The 23,652-nt window shown below is 57.1% G+C and carries 19 protein-coding genes and 2 pseudogenes; 16 read left to right on the top strand and 5 right to left on the bottom strand.

All coding sequences use genetic code 11. From position 1 onward, the window contains the following. Nucleotides 1-211: 211 nt before the first annotated feature. Both AC07W5_RS17860 and AC07W5_RS17855 read left to right on the top strand, forming a co-directional pair. Complete coding sequence (locus AC07W5_RS17860; protein WP_494994893.1) at nt 212-1,438, top strand: maltoporin; 1,227 nt, start codon at nt 212-214, stop codon at nt 1,436-1,438. Nucleotides 1,439-1,552: 114 nt separating this feature from the next. Then, nucleotides 1,553-1,984: a hypothetical protein gene (locus tag AC07W5_RS17855; RefSeq protein WP_494994894.1), complete on the top strand. Its 432-nt coding sequence runs from the start codon at nt 1,553-1,555 to the stop codon at nt 1,982-1,984. A 68-nt stretch (nt 1,985-2,052) separates the two neighbouring features. On the opposite strand, the pseudogene AC07W5_RS17850 reads toward AC07W5_RS17855, so the two are convergent. Continuing rightward, a pseudogene (locus AC07W5_RS17850) lies at nt 2,053-2,850 on the bottom strand (tyrosine-type recombinase/integrase); the annotation flags it as partial. A 152-nt stretch (nt 2,851-3,002) separates the two neighbouring features. Continuing rightward, nucleotides 3,003-3,917 carry a LysR family transcriptional regulator gene (locus AC07W5_RS17845; RefSeq protein WP_494994895.1) on the bottom strand — a complete coding sequence of 305 codons (915 nt, stop codon included), beginning with the start codon at nt 3,915-3,917 and terminating at the stop codon, nt 3,003-3,005. Between the two features lie 268 nt (nt 3,918-4,185). Here AC07W5_RS17845 and AC07W5_RS17840 point away from each other — a divergent pair, with 268 nt between their 5' ends. The 5 genes from AC07W5_RS17840 to pgm all read left to right on the top strand — a co-directional run bounded on the left by AC07W5_RS17840 (nt 4,186) and on the right by pgm (nt 10,578). Continuing rightward, nucleotides 4,186-5,208 (top strand): zinc-dependent alcohol dehydrogenase family protein, encoded by a 1,023-nt coding sequence (locus tag AC07W5_RS17840; RefSeq protein WP_494994896.1) that lies wholly within the window; start codon nt 4,186-4,188, stop codon nt 5,206-5,208. Between the two features lie 333 nt (nt 5,209-5,541). Beyond that, nucleotides 5,542-5,751 (top strand): hypothetical protein, encoded by a 210-nt coding sequence (locus AC07W5_RS17835; protein ID WP_495010810.1) that lies wholly within the window; start codon nt 5,542-5,544, stop codon nt 5,749-5,751. Between the two features lie 104 nt (nt 5,752-5,855). Continuing rightward, nucleotides 5,856-7,316 carry a hypothetical protein gene (locus AC07W5_RS17830; RefSeq protein WP_495023977.1) on the top strand — a complete coding sequence of 487 codons (1,461 nt, stop codon included), beginning with the start codon at nt 5,856-5,858 and terminating at the stop codon, nt 7,314-7,316. A gap of 110 nt (nt 7,317-7,426) precedes the next feature. Next, entirely contained in the window at nt 7,427-8,827 is a 1,401-nt protein-coding gene (locus AC07W5_RS17825; RefSeq protein ID WP_495024020.1) for an aminotransferase-like domain-containing protein, read from the top strand. Nucleotides 8,828-8,931: 104 nt separating this feature from the next. Further along, nucleotides 8,932-10,578, top strand: coding sequence for a phosphoglucomutase (alpha-D-glucose-1,6-bisphosphate-dependent) (gene pgm / locus AC07W5_RS17820; RefSeq protein WP_494994899.1), 1,647 nt, complete (start codon nt 8,932-8,934; stop codon nt 10,576-10,578). Nucleotides 10,579-10,765: 187 nt separating this feature from the next. Here the strand turns inward: pgm and AC07W5_RS17815 are convergent, their stop codons facing one another. Continuing rightward, complete coding sequence (locus tag AC07W5_RS17815) at nt 10,766-11,461, bottom strand: pirin family protein (RefSeq protein ID WP_494994900.1); 696 nt, start codon at nt 11,459-11,461, stop codon at nt 10,766-10,768. Nucleotides 11,462-11,733: 272 nt separating this feature from the next. Here AC07W5_RS17815 and AC07W5_RS17810 point away from each other — a divergent pair, with 272 nt between their 5' ends. After that, complete coding sequence (locus AC07W5_RS17810; protein ID WP_495023976.1) at nt 11,734-14,208, top strand: UvrD-helicase domain-containing protein; 2,475 nt, start codon at nt 11,734-11,736, stop codon at nt 14,206-14,208. Nucleotides 14,209-14,332: 124 nt separating this feature from the next. Here AC07W5_RS17810 and AC07W5_RS17805 read toward each other — a convergent pair whose 3' ends face one another. Continuing rightward, a complete protein-coding gene (locus AC07W5_RS17805; RefSeq protein ID WP_494994902.1) occupies nt 14,333-14,605 on the bottom strand; it encodes a DUF1652 domain-containing protein in 273 nt (90 codons plus the stop codon). A 273-nt stretch (nt 14,606-14,878) separates the two neighbouring features. Between AC07W5_RS17805 and AC07W5_RS17800 the strand changes: the two genes are divergently transcribed. The 6 genes and pseudogenes from AC07W5_RS17800 to AC07W5_RS17775 all read left to right on the top strand — a co-directional run. Continuing rightward, nucleotides 14,879-15,694, top strand: a complete 816-nt coding sequence (locus tag AC07W5_RS17800; RefSeq protein WP_495010807.1) for a helix-turn-helix domain-containing protein — start codon at nt 14,879-14,881, stop codon at nt 15,692-15,694. 50 nt (nt 15,695-15,744) lie between these two features. Further along, entirely contained in the window at nt 15,745-17,151 is a 1,407-nt protein-coding gene (locus AC07W5_RS17795) for an NAD(P)/FAD-dependent oxidoreductase (protein WP_495010806.1), read from the top strand. 33 nt (nt 17,152-17,184) lie between these two features. Beyond that, entirely contained in the window at nt 17,185-17,526 is a 342-nt protein-coding gene (locus AC07W5_RS17790) for a cupin domain-containing protein (protein WP_494994906.1), read from the top strand. A 61-nt stretch (nt 17,527-17,587) separates the two neighbouring features. Further along, on the top strand, nt 17,588-18,682 hold the full coding sequence (locus AC07W5_RS17785; RefSeq protein WP_494994907.1) for a polyamine ABC transporter substrate-binding protein: 1,095 nt from the start codon (nt 17,588-17,590) through the stop codon (nt 18,680-18,682). A 91-nt stretch (nt 18,683-18,773) separates the two neighbouring features. Next, nucleotides 18,774-19,232, top strand: coding sequence for an REP-associated tyrosine transposase (locus AC07W5_RS17780; protein WP_495023975.1), 459 nt, complete (start codon nt 18,774-18,776; stop codon nt 19,230-19,232). A 346-nt stretch (nt 19,233-19,578) separates the two neighbouring features. Next, a pseudogene (locus AC07W5_RS17775) lies at nt 19,579-19,830 on the top strand (transcriptional regulator FeaR); the annotation flags it as partial. Between the two features lie 41 nt (nt 19,831-19,871). On the opposite strand, the gene AC07W5_RS17770 reads toward AC07W5_RS17775, so the two are convergent. Continuing rightward, nucleotides 19,872-20,675 carry a helix-turn-helix transcriptional regulator gene (locus AC07W5_RS17770; protein WP_495023974.1) on the bottom strand — a complete coding sequence of 268 codons (804 nt, stop codon included), beginning with the start codon at nt 20,673-20,675 and terminating at the stop codon, nt 19,872-19,874. A 205-nt stretch (nt 20,676-20,880) separates the two neighbouring features. Between AC07W5_RS17770 and AC07W5_RS17765 the strand changes: the two genes are divergently transcribed. Both AC07W5_RS17765 and AC07W5_RS17760 read left to right on the top strand, forming a co-directional pair. Continuing rightward, the gene (locus tag AC07W5_RS17765) at nt 20,881-22,245 is read left to right on the top strand and encodes an APC family permease (protein WP_495023973.1); all 1,365 of its coding nucleotides are present in this window, start codon (nt 20,881-20,883) and stop codon (nt 22,243-22,245) included. Between the two features lie 9 nt (nt 22,246-22,254). After that, complete coding sequence (locus AC07W5_RS17760; protein WP_495023972.1) at nt 22,255-23,358, top strand: DmpA family aminopeptidase; 1,104 nt, start codon at nt 22,255-22,257, stop codon at nt 23,356-23,358. The last annotated feature ends 294 nt before the right edge of the window (nt 23,359-23,652 follow it).

The following is a 23,652-nucleotide window of genomic DNA, read 5'->3' as shown; positions in this document are numbered from 1 at the left end:
CCTTATCGTTAGCTCGTCGTGGTCACTTTGCACTGCCTGGATTTTTCGCATGCTTTTGGTTCAGGTAATGCAGTGCCTTTTTTATTCGATTTAACTTGGTATTTCCCTGTCGGAAACCGGTGCGTGGAGTTAGTCGCGTATCCGAATCAAAAGCGTGCTGTTCGTGTTATCGGCCTTGTCCAATAAATATAACAAACAAAAGGTGTTATGAATGAACGTTAAAACTCTCAGCGCAGTTCTGGGTGCGTCCTTTGCTGTCGGCTTTTTGCCCGTTGATGCGTATGCAACAGACTTCAGTGGTTATTTCAGAACCGGAGTAGGAGATTCGACTCAAGGAGGGAAACAGTCGTGTTTTCAGCTACCGGGCGCGCAATCCAAGTACCGTCTGGGCAACGAATGTGAGCAATATCTGGAACTGGATTTGCGTCAGGATCTGCTTTCACTGGACGACGGCTCGGTGGTCAGCGTGGAAGGCATGGCACAGTTTTTCAACGAGTATGGCCATGAACCAAAATTTGACGGGGAGCACGGCTATACGCGGATGAGCCAGCTCTACGCTGAGTGGAGCAAGATGCCGGCATTGAATGGCGGTTCTTTCTGGGCGGGCCGTCGTTACTACAACCGAAACGACATCAATATTTCCGACTACTTCTACTGGAACCAAAGCTCAACGGGCTTTGGGTTCGATCAAGTCGCATTGGGAGATCTGAAATACAGTTACGTATTCTCACGCAAGGACAACGTCTTCCAAAAGGATTTTGTTACTCGTCATGATGTGACCGTCAGCGGATTCAACACAAATCCCGGTGGCGAGATTCAGCTGGGCGTCAGTTATCTGGACAAGCCGAGCCGCGAGAATGCTCATCAGGGCTGGTCGGTGGTTGCCCAGCACAAGCAGGTCGCGTTTCTCGGCGGAGTCAACAAGTTCGCTGTTCAATACGGCCGAGGGCCGGGCACCGCATTGGGCTACACCGGTGATACCACGTTGGATGAGAGCAACAAGAGCTGGCGGCTCGTGGAGTTTTTCGACTGGCAAATGACTCATGCTTTCAGTGGTCAAGTTGAATTGGTCTATCAAAAAGACACGCGGCCTGATGGTGATGATCAGAACTGGTTATCCATTGGTGTTCGGCCAATTTATGCGTTCACGGATCAGTTCAAGTTGATCACAGAAGTTGGGCGCGACCAGGTTGAAGCCGCAGACGGTACCCGAAAACTCACTAAGTACACCATCGCGCCTACCTGGTCACCGAAGGGCACGGGATTCTGGGACAGGCCGGAATTTCGTCTGTATTACACCTACGCAACCTGGAACAAGGCTGCGCAACGCGCCGCCAGCTTACAATCTCCGGGATCGGCGTTGTCTGATACCGGTGCGTTTGGTACAGATCTGCAAGGCTCCAACGTAGGGTTTCAGGTCGAGTATTGGTGGAAATAAATCCTGAAATGGCAGTGCTGACAATCAGCCCGGATCTGCTTCAACAACTGCGGATAGCGAGGGCAATCTAACGCTTCTTCTCAAACAGAAGGGAGTGGTGAACCGCGAGAGGAAGTGAGCGAGTCAGAGGGCGCTGAATGTTGTGGCGTTCAGCGCCATCGTCGATCGAACATTGTTGAAGCTTTATCAGGCGAGTCACTCAGAGCGAGAGACGACGTCACTATCCTTTTATCCGGTGATCGGGTTTTAATTGCGTCACTGTGTCGCTTTTCGCATCAACTCTTTGCGCAATTTTCCGGGGGACATGCCAAACATGTTCTGAATATGTCGAATGAAATGAGGTGCATCGGCGAGCCTGCATTCGAAAGCGATTTCCCCTATATGTCGATCCGAGCTGATAAGGAGCCATCGGCCAAACCTGAGTCGAACCTGACGGTAGAATTGGGCTGGAGTGTTACTGGTTTCGGCGACAAACAGCCGCTCAAGTTGCCGTTTACTGGTTCAATCTGTCGTCACTCGCTCTGCATTTTGCCGCAACTGGTCTAAGTAGTTCGCCCATTGTTGAGCCGCCTCCCGGCGTTGCACTAGCAGTTGCGCACGCGCATACACAGCCCCCAGCGCATCTGCACCAGTTCGCCAGGGCGGACTGGCAACATGACCAGCAGCCGCATCGCGGTGGCAACGCTGCCGTCGTTACAGTCATCCAGGCGTAGAAGAAATCTGCCCAGGTCGGCTGGCCTTTCAATCGCCGGATTGCTAGTCACGACGTGGCGAATCTTTAGCTCCTCGATGTTACTGAGCGCCACGTTGCGCTCCACCCAGCCTCGACCTTCGGCAAAACCCAGGATGGAACGTATGATGGTGCGTACGCGCCGAGCCATAGCCATGATGCGCTGGCGGCGCAGTTCCGTGATGATTGTGGTGATGTGTTCCAGCTTGATCTCGCTGACCGGTTTATTGCCGATGGCAGGCAAGATGTGGTTACTCAGCGCGCCACTAAACCCTGAGATGGACTTGGTGACCAGTTCGGCAGACTTAAATGTTAGCCACTGCTTGGCCACATACTCGAAGGTGCGCTCTTCGTTGAGCAGCTGTGCCTCGATCTTCGCGGTCTTGGCTTTGAGCGGAGCAATGTGGTTGGCCACGTCGCGGCGTGCGCCGCGGGCAATGTCGCGTGCCTCCTTCAGACCGATGTCGGGGTAGGCACCGATCGAGAAGCGGTTCTCCTTGCCATGCAGCCGATACTTCAAGCGCCAGAACTTGGAAGGTGGCTTTCCTGCCTTGCTCGACGCCCTTACCTCCAAGTAGAGGCCTGGGACATCGCCGTCGGCGTGCTTGCCGGGTTCGGTCAGCGAGCGGATGAAGGCATCGCTGAGTTTTCGTTTGAAAACAGGGGCATTATCTGGGGGCATCGGTGGGGGCATCGTTTTTTAAAAATCGAAATTTGCCCCCAATTATGCCCCCATGAGCTCTGGAATCCAGTGGAATTGGACGGACGACTTGGACTGAATTTCACTATAACCCCATGTTAATAAAAGGTTTTTTGGCATTTAGTGGAATTCTGTTACAGACTATCGGGGTCCCCAAAGAACATCTGAATCCGCGAGCGCAACCAGCGTTCGCCCGGATCGTTGTCCTGAGAGCCGCGCCAGGCCATGTGCAGTTCGAAACTGCGCACCGGCAGCGGCGGTTCTTCGGCGCGTACACCGCCAGCGGCGGTCAGGGCATCGGCTGTATAGTCCGGCACCATGGCGACGATGTCGGTGCCCGCCAGCAGCGTGCCCAGGCCGTTGAACTGTGGAACGGCGAGCACCACGTGGCGCTTGCGGCCGAGGGTCTCCAGCTCTTCATCGATAAATCCGCTCAGGTCACCGGCAAATGACACCAGTGCATGGGGGCGGGCGCAGAAGTCATCCAGGCTCAGGGCTCCGGGCATACTGTCCGCGCGCAGCAGTTTCGGCATGCTGCGGCGCAAGACCTTGCGTTTGGCATTGGCCGGCAAATCAGTGGTGTAACTGACGCCAATCGAAATCTCGCCGGACGCCAACAGCCCCGGCATTAATATGTAGTTGACCCGCCGCACCACCAACACGATGCCTGGCGCTTCAGCGCGCACGCGTTTGAGCAGCATCGGCAGCAAGGCGAATTCGACGTCATCCGACAGGCCAATACGGAACACTGCGTTGCTGGTCGCCGGGTCGAACTCGGAGGCGCGGCTCACCGCAGTGGAAATCGAATCCAGGGCCGGAGAGAGCAGGGCGAAGATTTCCACCGCCCGTGCTGAAGGTTCCATGCTGCGTCCGGTGCGCACGAACAGCGGGTCATCGAACAGCCCGCGCAGGCGTGATAACGCCGCACTGATGGCAGGTTGGCCGAGGAACAGTTTTTCCGCAGCCCGGGTCACGCTACGCTCATGCATCAATGTTTCGAACACAATCAACAGGTTCAGGTCGACACGACGCAGGTCATTACGATTCATCTGGGGTCCTGGCAGAGTCAGCAAACTTGACGGGAACAGTCATATGAGAACAATGACCAGCATGAATCTTACGGGGAAAGACTGGTACTCTGCACCGGATAATTCAGATTTCCCACGATGCTGGTTCGGTTTTCTACGGATTTTGACGTCGTTGCCGGAGCTGCGGAATCAATGACAGGCATGTCGACTATTAATAGCCACTGATGGTCTTGGTCAGAAAGCCCAGATAGAGTTCAGGGCATTAGAGGTTACTTTGACGAGGTTTGCGATGTCCCGCACGATCCGTTTTCACAAGTTTGGTCCAGCCGAGGTGCTCAAATGCGAAGAGCATGCGGCAGCGATGCCTGCACCGGGCGAAGTGCAGGTGCGTGTCGAGGCAATTGGCATCAGTTGGTACGACGTGCTCTGGCGTCAGAATCTGGCGTCGTCCCACGCTCGACTGCCTTCGGGCCTTGGCCATGAAATGGCCGGCGTGGTGACGGCTGTCGGCGAGGGTGTCGATGATCTGGCGGTGGGTGACAAGGTCGCCAGCTTCCCGGCGCAGAGCCCGAACGATTATCCGGTCTACGGTGAGCAGATCGTTCTGCCTCGTTCGGCGTTGACCCGTTACCCCGACGTACTGAGCCCGATTGAAGCCAGCGTGCATTACACGCCACTGCTGGTAGCCTACTTTGCCTACGTCGATCTGGCGCGGGTCAAACCGGGTCAATTTGCCCTGGTGACCGATGCCAGCCACTGTGCCGGGCCATCCTTTGTGCAGCTGGGTAAAGCGTTGGGGGTGCGGGTCATTGCCGCGACCAAGACGGCTGATGAACGTGATTATTTGCTGTCGCTCGGTGCCGAGAAGGTAATCGTTACCGAAGAACAGGATCTGCTGATGCAGATCAACAAGTACACCGACAGTCGTGGCGTCGACGTTGTGTTCGACGGCCTCGGCGGACCGCAGATGTCGTTGCTCGGTGATGTGCTGGCGCCTCGCGGCAGCCTGGTGTTGTATGGCCTGCAAGGCGGCAACCAGACACCGTTCCCGGCCTGCGCGGCGTTCCAGAAGAACATTCAGTTCTTTGTGCATTGCATCGGTAACTTCACCGGCAAACCGGAGCTGGGCATCATTCAGGACCAGGTGGCGTTGCAACGAGCATTGCGCGACATCAATCAACTGACTGCGGATCGTGTTTTGCTGCCACTCAAGACTCGGGTCTTCCCGTTCAATGAGTTTGTCCAGGCCCATCGTTACATGGACGAATGCCCATGCCGCGTGCGGGTTGCCCTTCAGGTCGAGCCGGCCTGATTGCCTTCGTCAGAGTCCGTTGCAGCGGGCTCTGACGTTTTGGCCAAAGCGAATGGCCCCGTACTCTCTAAAGCACGCTGAAACTTTTACTCTCCCGCCTGTTTGTTCTCACCTGTCCAGTCATTTTAATTGAGCATTCTCCGTTCTCGCGTGCCAGCTCAGGCCGATATCCGTAAGTAATTCGCTCCCTGCGCCGTTTAACTTGAATGATGCCACACATCCCGTGTTCTAAAGGCTTGGCAACTGAACTGGTTTTTTATACGAATCTGTATCTTCCAATCATTGTATAAGCCTTGATAATTGGATGATCACTTTCGTCTCAAGGAATGAGTCATGGTTGAAGTTAAAGGGTCGCTTTGTTTTTGTGTCGAAATTCCCCGCAAGCCCCCCGCTGCGCGTGGTTTTGTGCGTCACTTGCAAGAAGCATGGCGAGCTGAATTAGTTGCGATCAATAATGCCTGCGTGCATCTTCTTTGTTTTGTGTGCTCATTGTTTGTAGGAAGTCGTAGGAAGTTTCCCAACTTGCTTTCATTTGCCTTTTGACAGTCCTGATATTTCATCGCGATGTTAATGTTTGGTAACTGAAGGTGAAGCAGAGCTGGCAATGGCCTGCTTGACACCGATTATACATTTCAGGTGTGACGACGATGAGTGCAATTCACGATCAGGCAATGAGCTATGTTTATCAGCAAGTACTGCATCGCTTACTGGGCTATTTCTCCCGCGCAGAACGAACGGCATTGCAACTGTTCATCCAGCGTCTCGTCGTTTCTGCCGGCGGAATGGAGCGTATCGGTAAACACAAGGTGCTGATGGTCCATTCGGGTTCCTGGGACAGCAGCTACACCTTGGGTTTTCTGCGCGCCGCTCAGCTGAGTCTCGCCGGCAGAGCCCCGGCAACTTTCAACTTGCGGGTCGCTACCCTGCGCCATGCCTGGATGAGCCCGCAGACATTGGCCAATATCCACCGCAGCTACGGCGCGTTGTTCGTTTATGACGATCCACGGGTTGAGGCGTTGATGCTCGATGCGCGCAATGTCCTGCCTTTTAATCATCTGGCGCCAATCTCCGAAACAGGTCGTGAACTCAATTGCCGAAACCTGTTGATCAGTGGTCACCTTTCGCACGGCGAAGGGAGCTCGACGTTTGGCGATGACTATCATTTATCAATGGGTGATTTCTACGGGGTGATGGCTCGCTGGGACGGTGGTGTCGATACGTTGATCAATGGTGACTCTCCCTTCGAGCAAAGACAGTATCTGAGTTGTTTCATGAGTGCCGCGAAGAAAATCGGGTTATCGGCCGAGTGCACCAGTGCACCCGATTTCAATGATCTGTTGGGGGCGCTCGAGCCGTTTGGGCAGGACTATTATCGCGTGCTATGCGCAGACAATGACCAGCAATACGTGCAGCAGGCGGTGGCTTATGAGGCGCGTCGGCGGGTGTCATACATTTGCCTGCATGAATTGGTTGGTGGTAAGCAGAAGGAGCGTTGGCGGTTGCTCAGCGAGTTTCTCGGCTTTCAGTTCGATCTGTTCACCTCTCACGTCAGCGAAAGCGAATACGCCAGTCTGTTGCTGTTGGCTCATATGCGAGGCTTGCAGGCTCAGTTTGTGCGTGGCCTGAGTTATGCAGAGGGGGTTGCCGAATACTTGAGACTGGCTTCGCTCCAGATGCGTAATAAGGACCTGCCCGAAAGCCTGGTAGAGCAAGTGCTTTGCGCCTACGCCAGTGCGCAAAGGATTGAGGAGCGTCGCGCCCAGGCAAACGCCTATGCCCGACAAACGCTGGGCCTGAATGAGGTGCAACTGGTTTGTCTGCTGTTCGCGCCCTTTGTCAACGGCGGGGAAGGTCTTGAGAACTTCCTGCGTCGTTGTCATCCGGGCATGCTCGTGGCTATGCCTGAGGTACATAAAGCGCTGCAGATGCAGTGGGCGCCGGAGCAGGTCATGCAATGGATGGTCGATGTCAGCGGTTTGCCCGTCGGCTTGCTTGGCAAGCTCTACGGCATGTGTCAGGCAGACGTTGGTGAGCCTGATCAAGGCCAGGAAGGACTCCTCATCTCCGATAGTGGTGATGTGACGACCGAAGAGTCAGCGGGACGTTGAAGGGGGTTGAGTTGATAGGGTCAAATAATGTGTTTCCACGTTCGCACTTGCCGGACATCCAAAAGCGCCTGCAGATGCCTGGTACCGTCACGCAGGCCGTGTCATCTCTTGTGAAAGGCGTCGAAAAAACCGATTTCGCTTATCAGGCGGTGTACCGTTATCTGACCAGCCTGATCGGTGAGGTGGGCACCGATGTCCGCGTCAAATTGCCTTCGCTGCGACAGCTGGCGGACCGGCTGAATGTCTCCATCTCGACGATTCAATATGCCTATTCACTGCTGGAGAAGGAGGGGCGGGTCTATTCGATCGCCAAGTCTGGCTACTATGCACGGCCGGTATCTTTCAGCAGTTGCTTGAGCATTGGCAATGATTTGCTTGAAACGGTCTACGTCAGTGCCAGACGCCCGGACATGCTGGTGTTGAGCGGCGACGAGCCAGCGCTGTTGCTGTCTCTGGATAACCCTTTATTGCTGATGGAGCGAGAACTGCTGCGCCAGTATCCACGTCAGCTTCAGTCGCTGTCACAGCCATGTGGCGAGCTGGAGTTGCGCACCGCGCTGGCCGCCCGCTACACCTCGTCCCCGGTGCGTTGCTGGCATGCCGATGATGTCTATATCGGCGCGGACCTGCGCGGGGTGTTGGAGATCCTCATCGCAGTGATTGGGCTCAAGGGCGCTACGGTGCTGGTGGAATCACCCTGTGACTGGGGAATCTTGCGTTTGCTGCAGACGGCCGGTGTGCGGGTGATCGAGTTGCCACTGCAAGACACTGGCTGCCTGGACCTTGATTCGCTCACACATCTACTGAGGACCGAAGTGGTACGTCTAGTGATGGTGTCCTCCGGCATCAGTATGCCAATGGGCAGCCTGATGCCGGCGAGCGACAGGCGACATGTGGCGCAGGTGCTGGAGCAGTACGGTTGTTGGGTGCTGGAGAACGACATCTACGGTGAGCTGGCTTTTGAACAAACCGGATGGCGCTTTCGTGACCTGGTCAGCACTGACCGGTTGATTGTGTTTTCTACACTCGAGAAGATCATTGGTCCGGAAGCGCCCTACGGGTATTTGCTTTCACGCCAATTGAGTGTCGAACTGCATCGGCATTTTCTCTTGCGGTCTTTCCGTTTGTCGCCCATTCGCCAGAAAGCCATCGCCCGGTTATACAGCAATGGTCGCCTCGACCAGCATCTACAGGTGCTGCGCCGGATGCTGGAAGAGCGTATGTGGTACATGATGCAACGGCTGCAGGAGCGCCTGGCCGACTCACTTCAATTCATCGTGCCCGCCGGTGGCGCCACTGTCTGGGTGCGCTGTTTAAGGCCGGTGGATTTACGTCAAGTGTTCCAGCGCCTGCTCAAGCAGCGGATCGTCGTTGCCCCTGGCGAACTGTTCAGCATTCACGGGCTTCATTCCCAGAGCCTGAGATTGAGTCATACCTTCAACGGTCATCATGATCTGGATGCGGCGCTGGGTTATCTGGCGGATGCCTTGAGGCTTGAGTTGCTTGAGTGAGTGGCGCCAGCAAGCATTTCAAGGCGATAGATAACGTCGCAAAGCGCTCAAACTGCCAGTAAACTGCGCCTCTATCCCTGAACCATCCTTTCCAGAGGTTATGCATGACAATCAGTCCTTTTGCGGGCAAACCGGCACCGGCAGAACTGTTGGTCGATATCCCGCGACTGGTAACGGCCTATTACACCGGCCAACCTGATGCAGCAGTTGCTACTCAACGTGTGGCTTTTGGCACTTCGGGACACCGCGGCAGCTCCTTCGAGCTGAGCTTCAATGAATGGCATGTCCTGGCCATCAGCCAGGCCATCTGCCTGTATCGCGAGGCTCAGGGTGTTGATGGTCCGCTGTTTGTCGGCATCGACACCCATGCACTGTCGACTCCGGCCGGTGCCAGCGCGCTGGAAGTGCTCGCGGCGAACGGCGTCACCGTGATGATCGCCGAAGGCGACGAATACACCCCGACACCAGCGGTCTCCCACGCCATTCTTTGCTACAACCGTGGTCGCACCTCTGGACTGGCAGACGGCATCGTCATCACCCCATCACATAACCCGCCACAAAGCGGGGGCTACAAATACAACCCAACCAATGGCGGCCCGGCCGATACCCACATCACCAAGTGGATCGAAGCCAAGGCCAACGAACTGCTGGCCAACAAGCTCGCTGGCGTGAAGCGCATCAGCTACGAGCAGGCACTGAAGGCAAGCACCACCCATCGTCACGACTACCTCAACACCTACGTTGCCGATCTGATCAATGTGATCGACATGGACGCCATTCGTGGCGCCAGGCTGCGTCTGGGCGTCGACCCGTTGGGCGGAGCAGGGGTGCGCTACTGGTCAGCGATTGCCGAGCACTACCGTCTGGATCTGGATGTGGTCAACACCCAGGTCGATCCTACGTTCCGCTTCATGTCGGTGGACTGGGACGGTCAGATCCGCATGGACCCGTCTTCCAGCTACGCCATGCAAGGCTTGATTGGCCTTAAAGAGCGCTTCGACGTTGCGTTCGCCTGTGACCCGGACCATGACCGTCACGGTATCGTCACGCCATCCGGCGGCTTGCTGGCGCCGAACAACTATCTGGCGGTGTCCATCGATTATCTGTTCCAGAACCGTCCGCAATGGCGTGCCGATGCGGCCGTGGGCAAGACCGTGGTCAGCAGCGGCTTGATCGATCGGGTTGCCAGACGACTGGGGCGCCGTCTGTATGAAGTGCCGGTGGGTTTCAAATGGTTCGCTGACGGCTTGTTCGACGGCTCTCTGGGCTTCGGCGGTGAAGAAAGCGCCGGTGCCTCGTTCCTGCGCAAGGACGGCGGCGTCTGGAGCACCGACAAGGACGGCCTGATTCCAGCGCTGTTGGCGGCGGAAATGACTGCTCGTACCGGTCGCGACCCAAGCCAGATCTATCGGGCGCTGACCGATGAGCTGGGTGAGCCCTTCTCGGTGCGCGTCGATGCCAAGGCCAATCCCGAGCAGAAAGCCTTGCTCAGCAAACTGTCGCCGGAGCAGGTCAAGTCCACGCAGTTGGCCGGGGAGGCGATTCAAAGCATTCTCAGCCATGCACCGGGCAACGATCAGGCCATCGGTGGTTTGAAAGTCATGACCGAGAACGGCTGGTTCGCGGCACGCCCTTCGGGCACCGAAGACATCTACAAGATCTACGCTGAAAGCTTCATCGGTGATGAGCATCTCAAGCAACTGGTGGCAGAAGCTCAGACATTGGTGGATGGAGCAATTTCTGCGAAATGACTGATGGCCCTGTGGCGCTTGATCGTTCCCACGCTCCCGCGTGGTAACGCATCCCGGTGACGCTCTGCGTCACATGGACGCGGAGCGTCCAGGGCGGCATTCCCACGCAGAGCGTGGGAACGATCAAGCGCAGACAAAAAAAGGGGCGACCAAACGGTCGCCCCTTTTTTGCCTGGCATTTACAGCATCAAGCCAGATCCACCAGAACGATTTCACTGTCCTCGATCGCAGTAACTCGCAGCACTTGCTCATGCTCCACCGCAACTCCGTCTCGAGCTTGCGCACGCAAGCCATTGACTTCAATGACTCCGGTTGCCGGTACCAGATACGCCCGACGACCGCTGTCCAGGCGATACTCGGCACTTTCACCGGCTTTCAGGTTGGCCGCCACCAGGCGTGCATCGGCGCGTATGCGCAGGCTTTGATCGTCGCCGGCCTTGCCGCTGGCCAGGGTAACGAAACCTTCGCGCTGCCCTTTAGGAAACGGCTTGGCCCCCCAGGATGGTGCCGAGCCGGCTTCATTCGGGATGATCCAGATCTGGAAGATCTTGGTCGCGGTCGATTCCAGGTTGTACTCGCTGTGGGCGATCCCGGTACCGGCGCTCATCACCTGCACGTCACCGGCTTCGGTACGGCCCTTGTTGCCCAGGTTATCTTCGTGGCTGATTGCACCTTCACGAACGTAGGTGATGATTTCCATGTCACGGTGCGGGTGTTTCGGGAAGCCGGTGCCGGGCGCAATCACGTCATCGTTCCAGACCCGCAAGTTGCCCCAGTTCATGCGTTTAGGGTCATGGTACTCGGCGAACGAAAAGTGATGATGGGCATCCAGCCAGCCATGGTGAGCGCCGCCCAGGGAGGTGAAGGGTCTGAGTTCAAGCATGATCGTCTCCAGTAAAGGTTCGTCATGTGGCTGAACATTTGAGCCGCAGAACTAAACCGGTGGTTGATGGCGAGTATCATCCAACAAGCCAATATCGATAAAAAGCGGAAAAAATACTTCAAACCAATCTAATTAACAGATGGTTTTGGAGGAGGAATTCTCCCTCACAGCTTTCAGTTCATCGCTTAAGCCAATGACGCATAAGCATTTCACTAGAAGTCATCGGCAAATGAAGCGACCATAGCCCAACAGCCTCACACACTGGAGTCAGCGTGCCGCAACACACCCCCGATCTTCCTCCCGAGCTTGTACCACTGGCCGAAATGCCGCTGTTCAAGCGTCTGGCCGCCAGGTTCTTCGGCCATGGCCTCAATCGCTTGCGCGCCCAGCACCGTGCGTCCTGGCTGCATGGCCAGGCCGACGGCTTTCGTAGCGGGCACAGCGCCGGCGTGGATTACGGCTACAAAGAAGGCAAGCTGGAGGGCATCGAAGAAGGTCGGCAGGTTCTGCTGATTCGCGACACGCGCTGCACCGAACACCGCGCGCCAGGTGTCGATGAGAACCTGTTCGATGACTGGCGTTTGCCGCTCACCGCCGAGCTGAAGAAGCGCATCAAAGCCGATGTCACCCGGTTACTCCCGCCGCAGGCGCAGCCGAGTGCAGCGCAGTGGAAGATGATCTTCAGCGACACACCCTCGACCACGGTGATTGCCGGTGCGGGGGCGGGCAAGTCGACCTCGTTGGTGCTGCGCATTCTGTTGCTGACCCATTACCTGGGTTTTGAACTGGGTTCGTTGACGGTGGTGACGTTCACCCGTGAGTCGCGCAAAGACTTCATCAACAAGCTGACGGAGATGTTCGCCATTTGGGGGCTCTCGCTGAGCCTCAAGGATGCCCGAGACGTGGTGCGAACCTTCCACTCACGAATCTTGCCGATGGTCCGTAGCCTGCCGGGTTTCTCTCGGTTGCAGGCTTTCGAGAACCTCAATGCCCGCTCGCTGCCGGGTGATGAAGGCGCTGACAGTAATCCGTTCGATCTGCGGATCAACGACACCCAGCGCCAGCAACTGAATGCCTGTTATCACGCTTTGCATACCCGTGATGAGCGATTCCGCGAATTGATCAAACCGCTGTCCCGGCACGCCTTGCAGCTCAAGGAACTGGAGCGTGATCACCCGGACGTGCAAAAGCGCATCGCGGTGACCGAGCTTGCGGCCAAGCGTGATGAAGAGCTCTGCGACACGATCGAAGACCTGTGGTTTCGCGCCGGTGCCTGGCCGATCAAAGGCATCGAACCTGACCGGCAGAGGTTCGAGATCAATGGTTCATCATTTCATTGCCACGGCTATATTGCCGAGCTGGATGCCTGGGTCGTGCTGGGCTTCGACCCTCGTGAGAATGCACAGATCAGCCGGCCAGGCGCCAAGCTGTCGGTCCGCGCGGAATGGGCGGTAAAGCGCACCTTGTTTCAAGCTTTCTGTCGTAAGCCACTGATTTGGCTTGATAGTTATGATTCAGCGAAACGCGTTTTGTCGTCGCTGGCCGGGGATGCCAGCGCGGGACCAGGCTTTGATTACAAGGTCAAAGGCGAGCTCGGTTCCGCGCCGCTGCTGGATTGCTTTGTCGCTGCGGCCGGTTTTATCGAGAACCTGGGGCTGGATGTACCTGCCGCCGTGGGCCAGATGAGCTTTGCCAAAGACGATCCTGATCGCTTTTTTTTCGAGGCCCTGAGCCTCTTCTGGCGGGCGCTGGAGGATCACTTGCTTGATCAATCGCCGCCGGTCATGACTTATAACCGCATGTTCGCGTTGTTCAGCGAGCACTCACCGGAAAACTTCAAGCTGTTGAGCGACGAGCTGCTGCGGCCGCTGTCGCACCTGATGATCGATGAGTTCCAGGACGTTTCCCCGCAAATCGTCTCCTGGATCCGCGCCAGCCTGCGGGAGATCCGCAGCCGTGGCCCGGCCATGCATGTCGGCCGGGGCGCGCAGCGTTCGTCGCTGTTATGCGTCGGGGATGATTGGCAATCGATCTATGGCTGGCGTGGCAGCTCGCCGAAATACTTCATGGAATTCAACAAGGAGTTCCCGTCTCCAAGTACCACTCGGGTCATGCTCAGCGATAACTATCGCAGCCATCAGCACATCATCGACGCGGCAGAGCATATTGTCCGTGCGGCCCCCGCGATTGCCGGGAAAAAGGCCAAGGCCAGCGGTGACCCCAAAGAGTTGCTCCCGGTGAAGGTCATGGATAGAGATGACCTGGCGCTGGCCAAGCGCTTGGTCGAACACTATCGAAACGGCGATTCGGTCTTGATGTTGTTTCGAAAAAGTAGCGATAAGTTATTGATAGAAGAGCATATTCAGGCTGTAGTTAATGTCGATTCTAGATTGCCAATCGAGGATCGCCGACTGAAACAACTGACCTACCACAGCTCCAAAGGCCTGCAGGCTGATGCAGTGTTTCTGTTGGGCGATTGCCAGCATCTGACCAGTTCACCCTACAAGAACCAGGTGTATCGCATGGCCGGGCTGGCCAGGGATGGCGATGTCGAACCGTATGACAGTGCCCAGAAAGACGAAATCCTGCGCCTTGCGTATGTCGGTATTACCCGGGCGGTCAAGCACTGCTACTGGTATGTCGACAGTCAGGATGTGCAGGCGGCCAATGTTCCGAAGGCCTCCGACCGGATCGCCGGGGGCAAGGCGTTCTTCGATGATCAGCGGGGGATGAAGGTTCAGGAGTAGGAGCGAGCTTGCTCGCGATGGATCTGGGGGCGACGTGTTTATCCAGTAAACACGCGTCATCGTTAACGTCCATCGCGAGCAATCGAGCGTCGACCGGCTGCTCCTACAGCCGGGATTTCAATGGCTAACTAAAACCTCTTGAACTCATGGGTGGAATGAACGATTCAAGCTCGTCTTCTACCGCCTCGATTATTCTCTCCACATCGGTGGCGTTCATCACTGTTGCACAAGGGATACCGGCAATGGCGATCATGGTTTCGCCGCTGGCTCGGTCGAATAGCCGGGCAATCATGCTGTCGGGGGCATCCATGCTGGCCTCGAAGCCCATTGGATGAAAATGCCAGCGCATGAGCTGACAGGCATTAGGAAAGGTGACCTTGGAAAAGACCGTATTCATGTGTTGCCCACCTTGTTCGTTGAGCACTTCCTTAAGCTCGCGGTAGGAACGGAAGGGCCTTCACTGGCCCAACCTTTGAGCTTTTAAAAGTAGCATCACTCGCGACAGGCAGGAGGTTTTTTTCAGGCCGTTTGGCGATTGCTTTGAAAAGCTTTGATGCAGGTCAAATCCCGGTATGTCTAAGACAACGCGCCATTATCTCAAGCCATCAATTGGCCATTGAAGCGCAAGCTGAAGTTCGGCAAGCTCTGTTTTTCTGTCATCGAGTGTTTTATGCCTGCCAATGATGATGGCCCGCTGCAAACCCAGGCCACCGGCGAAACCGTGCTGCGTTATCACCTGTGCTGGAAACACCGTGACCTGGAGGGGGTCATGGCGCTCTATCACCCGGACGTCCAGTACAACGATTTCTTTCAGAACCGCATTCTCGGTCTGGCTGAGCTGCGTGAGTACGTGCGCAGCAGTATGCCCCGCGATCCGGATGAAGCGCTCGAACACTCCGACCGCATCCGTCTGGATGGTAATACCGCGTTCATTCAGTACCGGGTGACGTTGCGTGGCGGCCAGGGGCTGGTGTCGTTTCGCGCCAGCGAAGCCATCACGGTGCGTGACGGTCTGATCTGGCGGGTCAACGAGTATGCCTCGCTGGTGCATGAGCACCCGTCCAGCAAGTCCGCTACCAGCCTGCGCCCGGCGGTCAGTCGGCTGGGGCTTTCGCCGCGACAATTGAGTTTTATGGCGCAAGACCTGCAACAGTATTTCGAGCGTCAGCAACCGTATCTGGACCCGGAACTCGATCTTCAGCGGGTGGCGAAAGAGTGCGGTTACAGCCGCAATCAGATCTCCTATCTGCTCAACCAGGTGCTGGGGCAAAGCTTCTATCGCTACGTCAACCAGGCTCGCCTTCAGCACGTGTTGGCGGCGCTGGACAAAGCATCGCCACCGTTGCGGGTCGACGAGCTGGCGTTCGCCGCTGGTTTCAATTCCCTCTCGGCCTTCTATAGCTGTTTCCGCCAACACACCGGCCTGTCACCGAAGGCTTATGCCAAACACATTTCTTTGCGTGCACGCGCGCAAGACAGCCTCTGAACCCAGGCACTAGGATCGCAGCCATCTAGTTTTGGGTTGCGGAGTCTTGCATGCCGGCGTGGCGCACTATCAGTTTGTGGATGGATCAACTCGAGGAGCCCCTGGTTGCCCGGCCGTCGCTGGAGCAAGACCTGGACGTTGACGTGGCGATCATCGGCGCCGGCTACACGGGGCTTTGGACCGCTTACTACCTCAAGCGTCTGGCGCCCGGGTTGAACATCGCCATCGTTGAAGCGCAGACCGCTGGTTTCGGTGCGTCCGGACGTAATGGCGGCTGGCTGATGGGCAACCTGCTGGGGGAGGATCGCTTACTTGGCGATCTGCCAGCCGAGCAACGCCGGGCATCGTTCGACTTGCTGCACGGCATTCCTGATGAGGTGGAGATCGTCCTCGAACGCGAAGGCATTGACTGCGATTACCGCAAGGGCGGTGCGCTGTATTGCGCAGCTCGCTATCCCGAGCAACAAGCCAGCCTGCGCCACTACCTGGACACACTCTACAGCCAGGGCCTCAACGAAGCCGACTACCGCTGGCTCAGCCCTGAGCAACTGGCGCAACAGATCCGCGTCGCCAAACCTTATGGCGGTATCCATGCAGCGCATTGCGCGACCATTCAGCCGGCCAGACTGGTGCGTGGCCTGGCCCGGACTGTCGAGCGCCTGGGGGTAACAATCTTCGAGAACAGTCCGGTCACCGACTGGCAATCCGGCAGTTTGCGCACCGCCAAGGCGCAGGTTCGCAGCCGCTGGATCGTGCCCGCGGTGGAGGGCTATGCCGTGACGCTGGCACCGTTGGGGCGTTATCAACTGCCAGTGCAGAGTTTGCTGGTGGCCACCGAGCCACTGTCCGCCGCAACCTGGGACGAGATTGGCTTGAGCCAGGGCCAGGCCTTCAGTGAAAGCAGTCGGCAAGTCACCTACGGCCAGCGCACCGCCGACAATCGTCTGGTATTCGGCGCGCGCGGGGGTTATCAGTTCGCCGGGAAACTGCGCCACGACTTTGACCTGACAACCAACGAAGTCGAATTACGACGCTACCTGTTCGGCGAACTCTTCCCACAGCTCAAGAGCGTCAAGATTACCCACGCCTGGGGCGGCAACCTGGGCATGTCCCGGCGCTTCAAGCCGCACATGCTCTGCGATCGCAGCAACGGCATCGCCTTGTCAGGTGGTTACGGTGGCGAGGGCGTAGGCGCGAGCAATCTTGGTGGCCGGACCCTGGCCGACCTGATTCTCGAACGCGACACCACACTGGTGCATCAACCGTGGGTGATCCAGCAGGGCGGCCTCAGCGCGCTGAAAGCCTGGGAACCGGAACCCTGCCGCTGGCTCGGCTACAACGCGATCATTCGCAGTTTCGTCCATGAAGACCAGACCCTGGCCAATCCGCAGACCGCACCGTGGCGGCGCAAGTTTGCCAGTCGGGTGGCGGGGTTTATGGAAGGGTTCATGCAGTAACGGCTCGTCGATCATCCACCCGTAAGGACCACCATGAGCATCACACAGTTCAAACATACCGCCACCGCCATCCTGGACGAATCGAACCCGGTAGCCGTGCCATTGGGTACGCCCATCGCCGTTACCTCGGTGACGTGCGTCGAACGCAACGACGGCGTTGAAACCGGCATCTGGGAATGCACGCCCGGTCGCTGGCGGCGGCAGATCGTTGCCCAAGAGTTCTGTCACTTCATTCAGGGCCGCTGCACCTTCACCCCGGATGACGGTGAAACTTTACAAATAGAAGCGGGCGACGCACTGATGTTGCCGGCCAACAGCACCGGGATCTGGGATATCCAGGAAACCGTGCGCAAGACTTACGTTTTGATTTTTTGATCCGCTGATCAACCGAAAACCTGCCTGACAAAAACAGCCGTACATAATCAGGAATCGACTCATGATCCGTATGACCACCGCTTCGTTGAAGTTAGCTCCGTTGATGCTCCTCGCTTCACTCAGTCAGGCGGCCGAGACCGTCAAGATCTATAACTGGTCGGACTACATCGCGCCGGACACGATGAAAAACTTCCAGAAGGAAACCGGCATCGCTTTCACTTATGACGTCTACGACAGCAACGAAACCCTCGACGGCAAGCTGATGACCGGCAAATCCGGTTATGACGTGGTGTTCCCTTCGAACCATTTCATGGCCCGGCAGATTCAGGGCGGGGCGCTGAAGAAGCTCGACAAGAGCCAGCTACCGAACTGGAAAAACCTCAACCCGGTATTACTCAAGGCCCTGCAAACCAACGATCCGGGCAACGAGCACGGTTTTCCGTACCTGTGGGGCAGCACCGGGATTGGCTACAACATTGCCAAGGTCAAAGCGGTACTGGGCGATAATGCGCCGGTGGACTCCTGGGATTTGATCTTTAAACCCGAGAACATGAAAAAGCTCCAGAAGTGCGGCGTGGCGATTCTCGATAACGGTCCGGAATTGCTGCCGGCTGCGCTGAACTACCTCGGCCTGCCGCACCACAGCAAGAATCAGGCGGACTACAAAAAAGCGGAAGAACTGCTGATGAAAGTCCGGCCGTATGTGAGCTATTTCCACTCATCCAAATACACCAGTGACCTGGCCAACGGCGATATCTGCGTAGCCGTGGGCTTCTCCGGCGACATCCTGCAAGCCGAAAGCCGCGCCAGTGAAGCCAAAAACGGTGTGGAAATCGGCTATTCGATCCCAAAAGAAGGCGCAGCAATCTGGTTCGACATGGTCGCCATGCCCGCCGACGCCCCGGACGAGAAGGCCGGTTACGCCTTTATGAACGAGCTGCTGCGTCCGGACGTCATGGCCGACATCAGTAACTATGTGCACTACGCCAACGGCAACGAACAGGCCGACAGCCTGATCGATCCGGCGATCAAGAGCGACACCAAGGTCTACCCAAGCCCGGAAATGATGGGCAAGTTGTTCGCTCTGGAAGCCATGCCGCTGGACATCGACCGGATTCGCACTCGGTTGTGGAACAAGATCAGGACGGGGAGCTGACAGGTAATATCTGGTCGATTATCGAGCCAGCTAACAGACGTTCAACCCTGTAGGTTCTGGGCCTCCTTTCTAATGATGAGGAGGCAAAGGAATGCCTGTTGCGACAAATGCTGATCGTCTGTGCATTGGCCGTGTTTCTGAGGTGGGGCGAATTTATCTGCTGACCGTTGTTGTGCATCAGCGCCAACCGGTTTTTTCCGACTGGCGTTTGGGGCGGTTGGTTGTGGAGCAGTTTCGGCTTGCTCAAGAAGATGGGTGGACAGATTCATTGGCTTGGGTGGTGATGCCGGATCACTTTCACTGGTTGCTCCAACTCCAGGACAAAACGCTGGCCGAACTGATGTGCCGAGTCAAATCACGCAGCAGTTTGACGGTGAATCAAGCAATGGGACGGCGAGGGCGCTTATGGCAAAAGGGTTATTACGACCGCGCAGCGCGTCAGGATGATGATGTAAAAGACCTTGCTCGTTACGTTGTCCGCAACCCTCTGCGAGCAGGCCTGGTCAAGCGTGTCCACGATTATCCGCTGTGGGATGCCTGTTGGCTTTAATACCTGAGGTGACTGTTTTACGACCGCTGCGCGCTCGAACGCAGGCTTCGCCAGCTGCTACGTAAAGCTCATTTGCCGGGGATATGCACTCACGGCAAACGCGTCTTCCTGTAGCAGCTGGCGAAGCCTGCGTCCGGCCGCGCAGCGGTCGTAATTGGGTCAAGCGTGCTATTGAATGAACTGCACACTCCGTAGCAGTTGCCGCTAGGCTACGTCCGGCCGCGCAGCGGTCGTAATTGAGTCGAACGCGCTATTGAATGAACTGTATACACTCCGTAGCAGTTGCCGCCAGGCTACGTCCGGCCGCGAAGCGGTCGTAAAACCGGCAAACGCGGTCTCAGATGAACTTGCCGGAGCCTGTGAAATCGTGCCCCATGGCTTGATCGAACACGCCTCGTTTCACCTGTCTCGGGACGAGGTCTACCGCCATCTTCCAGACCATCAACGTAAATTCGGAAAGCTCTCGCAGAACTGCACCAGTGGCCGACTGATGCGCATGCTGGTGGAGCAGATTTGTGCCGGCGAACTGCACGGTTGCACGGCACAGCAGGAGGGCGAGGCGCTGCAGGAAGCGTTGATTGCGCTGCTCGGGCCAACCAGATGAACATTTTCGTTGAATGCCTGAGTCTGCCGAAGGCCTCAAGGATTTTCCAGATCATGCCCCAACGACTGAATAAACAACGAAAACAGTTCCGGTTGCGATGAGATATCCAGCTTGGCGTACAGATGCCGTCGGTGAACCTTGATGGTGTCCGGTGAGATTTTCAGCCGCTCGGCCATGGCTTTGGAGGAAAACCCGCGCAAGATCAGCCGGGCGATTTCCAGTTCGCGGTCCGACAGTACGCCGCAGCCGAATTGGCTCAGGGCATCGCGGATCTGACTGGCCATTTCATCCTGTGCCGGCGCCTGTGTGCGCTGGCTGCTCTGCTGCCAGTGCTGCTGCATCAGCGGCAGTACCCAGGCAGCGAGGGTGGTCAGTTGGCCCACTTCATCCGCGGTGAACACGCGCTGCATGCCCAACGACAGTGACAGCGTTCCGGCCCCGGGAAGCTGAAGAATGAACTGCACCTCGTCTTCGCGCACGTTCTCGTGAAAGTAGCTGTGGAAGTATTCGCTTTGCCGGAAGTGATCGGGTGCCACTTCCTCCAGCCGATACAGGCCGCTGGGGTAGCCTTCACGGCACGCCTGGAAAAACGGATCCAGCAGGTACAAACCATTGAGGTAGGTCAGCATCGACGCCGGTTTGCTCGAGGGTTCGGCGTCGTACTCTTCCAGCGCCTGGGGCAGGCCGTCTTGCGGATAGAAAATCGCCAGAGCGTTATCGAACGGCAGGCATTGGTGCAACAACAAAACAAGCTGCTTCCAAAAACGCTCGGTGCCGACCTGCGAGAGGGTGCGACCCAGTCCCGCGTGCATACCGACTTCCCTGAACAGACTGCTCATGTGTGTTGCTCCACATTCAAAAAATCAAAACCCGGCCGACGGTTTCAACCTTTTTGCGCCCAAGGTCAAGGGGAGTACTCCAATAGGGGAATTGGCCGCCGTTGTCGTGCTGCCTAGAGTAGCCCCACCCAGTGCGGCCCGGAACGCACCCCCGGTCCCTTTTTCGTTTCTGCCTCAGACTAAAAATAACCAGGAGGATAACGATATGAGCTCTCCCGCAGCACCAAACGGCACCCTGAAACCCACGTTGAGTGTCTTCGACGTCGTGGCGATTACCGTCTCGAGCGTGACACCGGCCAGTTCGGTGTTCGTGATCGCGCCGTTCGCGATTCATCAGGCTGGCACCGGAGTGTTTCTCGCGTTCGTCATGGCCGGTTTACTGGCCATGATGTTCGCCTACTGTTACGCCGAGCTGGGTAGGGCTCACAACAGTGCCGGTGGTGAATACGTGTACGCCAAGCGAGTGTTTGGCGGCATGGCCGGTTATGCGACCTTCCTGACGGTGTTGGCGATGTTGCTGTTCATTCCGCCGGTGCTGGCCACCGGCGCCGCGACCTATCTGAACAACGCGTTGGGGAGTCATTTCGATTCACAGACCGTCGCCCTGCTCATTGTGGTGTGCAGTTACCTGCTGGGCATTCTGAATATCAAACTCAACGCCTGGATCACCGGCACCTGTCTGCTGCTGGAAGTCGCGGCGATGCTGGTGATTGTGTTTATTGGCTTCGGTCATGCCTCGCAACCGGCAAGCATCCTGTTGCAACCGCAGATCGTCGAAAACGGCGCTTTGCAGTTGGCACCCTGGGCTCTGGTGATTGGCGCCATAGGTATCGGCTTGTTCTCCTATAACGGATTTGGCTCGGCGGTGGTGCTGGGCGAAGACATGAAATGCGGCGGGCGCGGCGTGCACAAAGCTGTGCTCTGGTCGCTGGGTTTGGTGGTGGTCATCGAACTGGTGCCCTTGACCGCGTTACTGATCGGCGCACCGTCCCTCAGCGAGATGATCAACAGCGCTGACCCGATCGGCTATCTGCTCACCAGTCATGGCAACGAAACCCTGTCCCGTGTGGTCAGCGCCGGGATTTTCCTGTCGGTGTTCAACGCCATCGTCGCGATCGTGATCCAGATCGGCCGGGTGGTATTCAGCAGCGGCCGCGACGCCCTGTGGACGCCCACCGTCAACCGGCTGTTCACCCGTATTCATCCGCGTTGGGATTCGCCGTGGCTGGCCACGCTGTTTCTGGCAATTCCATCGGCGCTGCTCAGTTTCAGCTCGAACCTGGCAGACATGACTTCTTTCAGCGTGCTGCTGATCATGCTGGTTTACCTGATCGTCGCCTTGAGTGCATTGATGAGTCGGGTGGTGCTGCGCGATCGGCAGCATCCTTACCGCATGCCGCTGTGGCCATTGCCCGCATTGCTGGCGGTGCTCGGCGCCGGTTATTTATTGTTCAATCTGTTCCTTGAGGCTTCGGCCAGGGACATCATGGTGATTATCGGGCTGCTGGCAGTGTCGGTAATTTTGTATGGCACCAACGGCCGGTTCAGCCCGGCGTTCCAGAAGTTGTAAGGAGTGGTTATGCGTGCACGTGAACTGGGCATCCGCCTGGGCCTGGGAACACCCGGTCAATTCAATTCCATCACTGATGTCTCTGGCGTACGGGTAGGGCACAGCACCCTAAAGACCGAGGTCAACGGCAAGCAGGTACGCACTGGCGTGACGTTGATCGAGCCGCGAGCAAGCCATGCGCGACTGCAACCGTGCTTCGCCGGCTGCCATGTGCTCAACGGTAACGGTGACGCCACGGGCCTTGAGTGGATTCGCGAAGCGGGGCTGCTGGCCACACCTCTGGCGATCACCAACACTCATAGCGTGGGCGTGGTTCGCGATGCCTTGATCGCCCGGGAGCACGACAGCCTGGCCGATCCGGCGGTGTATTGGTGCATGCCGGTGGTGATGGAAACCTACGACGGCGTGCTCAACGATATCTGGGGGCAGCATGTCGGCCCGCAACAGGTGCTCGAAGCCATGGCCAATGCCGGGACCGGCCCGGTTCAGGAAGGTGCGGTCGGTGGCGGCACCGGGATGATCTGCCATGAGTTCAAGGGCGGGATCGGTACCTCCTCGCGCAAACTGTCGGCGCAACAGGGCGGCTGGACCGTCGGCGCGCTGGTACAGGCCAACCATGGCAAGCGTGAAGAGTTGCGGGTCGATGGTTATCCAGTCGGTCGGCAATTGACGGATATCCCGTCGCCCTTCGATGAGAGGGGCACGCCGGGCATGGGGTCGATCGTGGTGATCCTGGCCACCGACGCGCCATTGTTGCCTCATCAGTGCCAACGCCTGGCGCAACGGGCATCGATCGGCATCGCCCGCACCGGCGGCGGTACCGAAGATTCCAGCGGCGATATTTTCCTGGCCTTCGCCACCGGCAACCATGACCTGCCGCCCGCGGACTATGGACGTAAAGACCTGCCAATGAGCACGTCCCTTGAGATGCTCAACAATGACCATATTTCGCCGTTGTTCAGCGCTGCCGCCGAGGCGGTGGAGGAGGCGATCATAAACGCGCTGCTGGCAGGCGAACACATGAGGACGGCCACTGGCACCTTGGTTCCTGCCCTCGACCCAGAGACATTACTACACGCATTAAACGCAACAGGATGGCGCACGCGCGAGTAGTTGATAAAGCCGCGATGTAGTGAATAAAAACGAACTTGCCTTTATTTAATATTTAAATAGTAGATTGTCGGACAATTGGTCGGGAGAGCGGAATCACCCAAAATATTTAGACCCTGCAGGCATTGTTTCCGGGAGTTTGCTGGAACCACACAATTCGATCTCAAAAAAAGTAGTGGACGTTTGTTTTCGAATTGTGTCAGTTTTCTTTCGCCTTCATTGGGCGAGTGATAGGACGATCTCGCCAGAGATTGTCGCTATCTGAAAAAAACTGTTCCATTGCAAACAAGGAAGTGT

The sequence above is a fragment of the Pseudomonas sp. GW821-FHT01E05 genome (assembly GCF_059422425.1).
This window is presented reverse-complemented; position numbering and strand designations above follow the sequence as displayed.

Coding starts and splice junctions, on each gene's coding strand:
- AC07W5_RS17765 (WP_495023973.1), top strand. CDS start 20,881: ATGAGCTCTCCCGCAGCACCAAACGGCACCCTGAAACCCACGTTGAGT.
- AC07W5_RS17845 (WP_494994895.1), bottom strand. CDS start 3,917: ATGAATCGTAATGACCTGCGTCGTGTCGACCTGAACCTGTTGATTGTG.
- AC07W5_RS17780 (WP_495023975.1), top strand. CDS start 18,774: ATGCCTGTTGCGACAAATGCTGATCGTCTGTGCATTGGCCGTGTTTCT.
- AC07W5_RS17785 (WP_494994907.1), top strand. CDS start 17,588: ATGATCCGTATGACCACCGCTTCGTTGAAGTTAGCTCCGTTGATGCTC.
- AC07W5_RS17790 (WP_494994906.1), top strand. CDS start 17,185: ATGAGCATCACACAGTTCAAACATACCGCCACCGCCATCCTGGACGAA.
- AC07W5_RS17860 (WP_494994893.1), top strand. CDS start 212: ATGAACGTTAAAACTCTCAGCGCAGTTCTGGGTGCGTCCTTTGCTGTC.
- AC07W5_RS17835 (WP_495010810.1), top strand. CDS start 5,542: ATGGTTGAAGTTAAAGGGTCGCTTTGTTTTTGTGTCGAAATTCCCCGC.
- AC07W5_RS17800 (WP_495010807.1), top strand. CDS start 14,879: ATGCCTGCCAATGATGATGGCCCGCTGCAAACCCAGGCCACCGGCGAA.
- AC07W5_RS17815 (WP_494994900.1), bottom strand. CDS start 11,461: ATGCTTGAACTCAGACCCTTCACCTCCCTGGGCGGCGCTCACCATGGC.
- AC07W5_RS17830 (WP_495023977.1), top strand. CDS start 5,856: ATGAGTGCAATTCACGATCAGGCAATGAGCTATGTTTATCAGCAAGTA.
- AC07W5_RS17760 (WP_495023972.1), top strand. CDS start 22,255: ATGCGTGCACGTGAACTGGGCATCCGCCTGGGCCTGGGAACACCCGGT.
- AC07W5_RS17805 (WP_494994902.1), bottom strand. CDS start 14,605: ATGAATACGGTCTTTTCCAAGGTCACCTTTCCTAATGCCTGTCAGCTC.
- pgm (WP_494994899.1), top strand. CDS start 8,932: ATGACAATCAGTCCTTTTGCGGGCAAACCGGCACCGGCAGAACTGTTG.
- AC07W5_RS17770 (WP_495023974.1), bottom strand. CDS start 20,675: ATGAGCAGTCTGTTCAGGGAAGTCGGTATGCACGCGGGACTGGGTCGC.
- AC07W5_RS17795 (WP_495010806.1), top strand. CDS start 15,745: ATGCCGGCGTGGCGCACTATCAGTTTGTGGATGGATCAACTCGAGGAG.
- AC07W5_RS17840 (WP_494994896.1), top strand. CDS start 4,186: ATGTCCCGCACGATCCGTTTTCACAAGTTTGGTCCAGCCGAGGTGCTC.